The organism is Staphylococcus agnetis (assembly GCF_002901865.1).
Lineage (GTDB): Bacteria > Bacillota > Bacilli > Staphylococcales > Staphylococcaceae > Staphylococcus > Staphylococcus agnetis.
Map to the genome: position 1 here is coordinate 3732 of NZ_PPQF01000157.1, position 3887 is coordinate 7618.

Sequence of the window (3887 nt, forward strand, 5' to 3'; positions counted from 1 at the left end):
AGATTTTCTTAATTTGTTAAGAGAATCCTCGCATAGAATGCAAGATGGTAGAGAACTTGCAGAGTATACTTTAAATACGTGTTTTGATGAAGGCATCCATAGTAAACTGGATGTCTTTAGTTTATGCAGGATGTTGGATGCAAACTATGTACCGAGTGATTTAAATGATGTTGATGGTATTTATATTACTGAAAAAAGAGATGAAGAAAAGGTTCATAATAGGGCGATTATAGGATTAAATATAAATAAAGTGAGTTTAAGACGTTTGAAATTTACTTTAGCTCATGAATTATGTCACCATATTAAAGACTTTGAAATACAACAACAAGTAACATTAAATGAAGATTTAAATATTCCGTACAGTAAAGTTGAAAAGTTTGCCAATACATTTGCTTCGTACCTTTTGGTACCGCACCTTGAGTTGAGATATAAATTAGATGAATTTAAGGGAAAACAAAAATTGAGCGATGCAGATATAATTTGTTTAGCAGACTTTTTTGAAGTCAGTAAATCTGTGATTACCTACAGGCTTGACCGATTAAATATTAGCTATGATTTAGGTAGTAGGAATTTAAGTACTGATATAGATTTAAAGATAAAACTTCAATATGTCAAAGGTGTTTTTTCGAATTCTAAAAAACTGTTTGACTCTTATCGTAAAGTCAATATCATGGAAATAGTTTCAAATGATTCTAGGTTTGAGGGAATCAATTTAGAAATTGAAGAAATTTCAGAAATAATTTTCGATATTGAAGGCTTTTTAGACGAAGGTAAAATATTAAGTAAAAATGAAATTGAAATTATCGGTTTATATTATATGTATGAGAAACTTTTAGAAGAAAATGATATACCTGACCAATATAAGTTACAAGATTATCATTCATATTTATATAAATTGTCTAAAGAGTATGTCAAAGGCTTTAGACAATCTAGTAACTATATAACTGGGGTAAAATTTCATACTCCACCACCAACTAAAGTTCAAGAGGAAATGTATTTGCTAGCTAAAGATATACGCTTTATATTTGATGAAAGCTTTAGAGAGGTGAATTTAGAATTCATAAATAGTTTAGCAATGATACATCAAAAAATAACTTGGATACACCCTTTTAGCGATGGAAACGGAAGAGTATCGAGATTGTTAAATAATTGGTTGTTACAATTAAAAGAGTATCCTTATATGGTTATAAAGTTAAAGGATAAAGATAGTTACCTAAAATGTTTGCAAGAAGCAGATGAGTATAATTTTAAACCTTTGGTAAAACTGTTGATCGATACTATTTATGAGAATTACAACGATTACATCTTGGCTAATTTATAAAGAGACAAAAAGATTATAAGGCAAGTGAGTGAATATAATAAGCTTGAGTAACCCACTTATCACAAAAATCTCACACGTTGCAGGCAGTGAATACGTAATTGAATACGTAAATTATGAAGTGAAGTTAATTGATGAGAAGTATTAAGCTATAAAAAAACTGTAATATCAATTGTTATAAGTTAATATAAACTAACGAAAAACACTCATTTCATCGAGTGGGAATAATATTTTAAAAAGAAGAAACCCTTTAACCGCAATGGTTAGAGGGTTATTTCATTTAAAATCACGAAATGGATGTCTTATTTTTCTACTGGTTTTAAGAATAAATGTACATAACCGAAAAATACTCTAAATACGATTACCGTTGCTAATACCGTTTCAAAAATTAACAGCCCATTCCAAATTTCCGAAAATATGAGTATAGGCATACTATTTTTTAAAGCTGTTGCTGAGATAACTAAAGGAAATGTAAATGCTGAAAATACGGGTGAAAACGGTTCTCTTAATAATTTTGGAAGTTGAAAAACGATATAAAAATAAAACACTTGAGACAGAATTAGAAAAAGTATGACGACAAACACATGCGCTTCAGGAAAAGCCAAAACATAGGCCGCAGCTACTAAGGAAAATGGTGCACAAATTGTAGATGTATTGGGTTTAATCGCCGTTTGTAATGGATAAGCTTTTAACCGCTTGAAAACAATCGGTAATACAATACAAGTAGCTATAAAACCATATATTACTGTCAATTTACCAATGAAAAAATAGCCACTTACTGGTGCTGTTAATCCTGCTATCGCAATGCCTATATAAAGTACAGTCCAAGATGGATAAACGTTCTCGAGAGAAAATCGCTTTAAATATTTAGTTGAAAAAATAATCATATGTATCACAATCCCTGTAAGACATAAGAGCCACAAAGGTGTGAGTATATGTTGGATCATAGTGATATGACTAAAAAACGTATTCAAATAAGTCGTCCCAAGGAAACCGGACATAAAAAATGTAGTGAACACTGAGGAAATGAGCGGACTATTCAACTGATCTTTAACATGGTTAAAGTTATAGAATATACTTTGTAAAAGGTGAAGCCAAATTAAAATAGCTAAGATGCCGCATATCGCGGTTAAAACAAGAGATATATCTTTTAATAAATTACCTAGCCCTAATAAACCTAAGACCAGTCCTGATGTAACTAATGGTATGTTTTGGCGTCTCATGATTTACAACCTTCTCTTTGTGATTTTCTTCACTAATTATATCACGATAATTCGATATTCTTAATATTTCTAAGGAAGTTGTATGGAATAAATAAGAATTTTGCTGAAGCATTTCATCTATGAAACTAAACATAGTCAAGCGGGTGCATATTGTAATATAATAAGAAATAATTGCAACCTATCTAATATTTTGAGAATTATGTCAATGATACATAAAATCAATACTAGAGTGATGGGGGTGGGTGTCGGAAAAGTAATATATAAGTATCTATTTTTGAGATAAAGGGGAGTAAACAATGAATAAGATCAAAGAAAGATATATAAAAAATAATAGAATACAAGTCATACCTAGAAAAGAAAAAGATAAAAAAGCTCTTATGGAAATCCTTGCCTTAGAATTCGAAAAGGGGAAAATATACACTGAGAAAGAAATAAACGAAATACTAAAATCTTATTATGATGATTATGTGTTACTAAGACGTTATATGATAGATTATTCATTATTATCTAGAGACAAAGGAGGAAAGGAATATCAATTAATAGCTAAAGGAAATAATGAAGGTATTCAGTGATAAATTAAGTGTTTATAATATTCAAATCATCCTTCTATAACTATCACATTTTTTATACATATTCCTTATACCATAGGCCAAGTAAATGCCTACTCAAAATATGTGGCATCGAAGTATTTATATATTGTATTACCTACTTCACTTTTAATATCATCAGCAATATTTTGAAGTTTAGGGTAATAACAATTAGCAAAACCTATGATTATTTAATTAATCTGTACAGCGGATAACACTCTATTATCAGGTAAAGCAGTATGTATAATGTTGGCTAGATCAGAATATTTAATCTCATCTAAGCTTCTATGTGTTATATATTGAAGGATATTTTTTTGCACTTCTTCAAAACGTTATATTTTAAATGCATCTCTAAAAATACTAAACTTACAAATTTAGTGTTTAACTGATTTTCCTCTAGTTGTGCTGCTAATTCTTGTAATGATTGATATAAAAGTTGAATATCTTCATTATCATTTAACATTGCACTCACTTCCACAAAGTTTATTTTGTCAGCAAATTAAAGTTTATAGCTTAATAAATTTTAAATTATTTCTTCCTACTAAAATACATCAATGTGATGACGATTGAATAAATGAATAGAAATAACATCACAAACATGACCATAAGACTCACTCTTTTTTATTTAATAATATCGATTTCAGTTATTAATATAACATTATGCAGATATAATATCATTCTTGTTCAAAAGTCTTTTTATGAGTAACATAAATACTTTTTAAAGAACTAAGTAGTGTAGCAACTGTCTCTTATACACAT

General features: G+C 29.1%; 3 protein-coding genes. 2 read left to right on the forward strand and 1 reads right to left on the reverse strand.

Translation table 11 applies throughout. From position 1 onward, the window contains the following. On the forward strand, positions 1-1321 hold a 1321-nt coding region (locus tag CD172_RS12480), incomplete at its 5' end, for a Fic family protein (RefSeq protein WP_206169849.1). A 299-nt stretch (positions 1322-1620) separates the two neighbouring features. Here CD172_RS12480 and CD172_RS12485 read toward each other — a convergent pair. Beyond that, positions 1621-2541, reverse strand: a complete 921-nt coding sequence (locus CD172_RS12485) for a TDT family transporter (protein ID WP_103346517.1) — start codon at positions 2539-2541, stop codon at positions 1621-1623. A gap of 296 nt (positions 2542-2837) precedes the next feature. On the opposite strand from CD172_RS12485, the gene CD172_RS12490 reads away from it, so the two are divergent. Continuing rightward, positions 2838-3113 carry a DUF2087 domain-containing protein gene (locus tag CD172_RS12490; protein ID WP_103346518.1) on the forward strand — a complete coding sequence of 92 codons (276 nt, stop codon included), beginning with the start codon at positions 2838-2840 and terminating at the stop codon, positions 3111-3113. The last annotated feature ends 774 nt before the right edge of the window (positions 3114-3887 follow it).